The organism is Mesorhizobium sp. WSM4847, from assembly GCF_055811335.1.
Map to the genome: position 1 here is coordinate 1 of NZ_JBVVPY010000080.1, position 1,798 is coordinate 1,798.

Sequence of the window (1,798 nt, forward strand, 5' to 3'; positions counted from 1 at the left end):
CATATCTCGCCGCTGAGTTGGGAACATATCAACCTGACAGGCATCTACACCTGGGACACCGAGCATCAGTTGCCCGAAGGCTTTCGAACCCTTAGGCTACCGACCCCAAGCCGGCGAGCCGCATGAGTTTCACGATCCGTTCGGGCTTAGCGCAAGATTTTGTACAGCTCTTGTCCTCACCCCAGATTGTGAGCTAAGGACACCTTTCGTCCTGACAATCATGGTATCCTGCAAAGAAGATGCGGAGTGGCAAGCGGCCAGTACACTGGCTGTGGGAATGTCCACGAGGCGACACTTGGGTGAATCATATATGGGCACGTCGAGTAAGATGACGAGACGATATTTCGGAACGGACGGGATCCGGGGAGGGGCCAACAAATTTCCGATGACCGCCGAGGTTGCGATGAAGGTCGGCATGGCTGCCGGCCTGTCGTTCCAGCGCGGCCACCATCGCCATCGCGTCGTGCTCGGCAAGGATACGCGGCTGTCGGGCTATATGATCGAGAACGCGCTGGTCGCGGGCTTCTGTGCCGCCGGCATGGATGTGTTCCTGCTGGGGCCGATTCCGACGCCGGCGGTCGCCATGCTGGCGCGGTCGCTGCGCGCCGATATCGGCGTGATGATCTCGGCCTCGCACAACCCCTATTACGATAACGGCATCAAGCTGTTCGGCCCCGACGGCTACAAGCTGTCGGACGAGATCGAAATGCGCATCGAGGCGCTGCTCGACCAGGATGTCGACATTTCGCTGGCCGACGCGGATGGGCTCGGGCGCGCCAAGCGCGTGGACGGCGTGCACGACCGCTATATCGAATTCGCCAAGCGCACTCTGCCGCGGTCCATGTCGCTGGCGGGCCTGCGCATCGTGGTCGATTGCGCCAACGGCGCCGCCTACAAGGTGGCGCCGGCAGCGCTTTGGGAACTCGGCGCCGAGGTCATCACCATCAACAACGAGCCGAACGGCTTCAACATCAACGAGGAATGCGGTTCGACGCACCCGGTGGGCCTCTCCAAGAAGGTTCATGAAGTGCGCGCCGACATCGGCATAGCGCTCGATGGCGACGCCGACCGCGTGGTCATCGTCGACGAGAACGGCGCTGTCGTCGACGGCGACCAGATCATGGCGCTGATCGCCGAATCCTGGCATCAGAGCGGCCGCCTGGCAGGCGGCGGCGTCGTCGCCACCGTCATGTCCAATCTTGGCCTCGAACGCTTCCTCGGTGAAGCCGGCCTGCAACTTCACCGAACCCAGGTCGGCGACCGTTACGTGGTCGAGCACATGCGCGCGCATGGGCTGAATGTCGGCGGCGAGCAGTCCGGCCATATCGTGCTGTCTGATTTCTCCACCACCGGCGATGGGCTGGTCTCGGCGCTGCAGGTGCTGGCCTGCATCAAGCGCCAGAACAAGCCGGTCAGCGAGATCTGCAAAAAGTTCGAGCCGGTGCCGCAGCTCCTGAAGAATGTGCGCTTTTCCAGCGGCGAGCCCCTGGAGACGGCACCCGTCAAGGCCGCGATCGAGGATGCCCGCAACCGGCTCGGCAAGTCCGGCCGCCTAGTGATCCGGCCTTCCGGCACCGAGCCCCTGATTCGGGTTATGGCCGAGGGCGACGACCAGAAGCTGGTCGAGACGGTGGTGAACGACATCGTCGGCGTCATGGCCGAGATCAAGACCGCTGCCTAGACGAGTGGCGATTGATGCGCCGATGGTCCTGCTCGATCCAATTGTTGAGGTACTTGCTCTTGCGGATGCGGATCGGCTTCAGCGCTCGTCGCGATCGATTCCGCAGACGGTGTTCGG

General features: G+C 62.6%; 1 protein-coding gene and 1 pseudogene. One reads left to right on the forward strand and one right to left on the reverse strand.

Features of this window, described 5'->3' with window-relative positions; all coding sequences use genetic code 11:
• The first annotated feature begins 328 nt into the window (after window positions 1–328).
• Window positions 329–1,681: a phosphoglucosamine mutase gene (glmM, locus tag AC0L28_RS34565; protein WP_473482959.1), complete on the forward strand. Its 1,353-nt coding sequence runs from the start codon at window positions 329–331 to the stop codon at window positions 1,679–1,681.
• Between the two features lie 7 nt (window positions 1,682–1,688).
• Here the strand turns inward: glmM and AC0L28_RS34570 are convergent.
• Window positions 1,689–1,798: pseudogene (locus AC0L28_RS34570) on the reverse strand (IS6 family transposase); the annotation flags it as partial.

Bases quoted from the DNA above. Each gene is read 5' to 3' on its own strand.
- glmM (WP_473482959.1), top strand. From the start codon at position 329: ATGACGAGACGATATTTCGGAACGGACGGGATCCGGGGAGGGGCCAAC.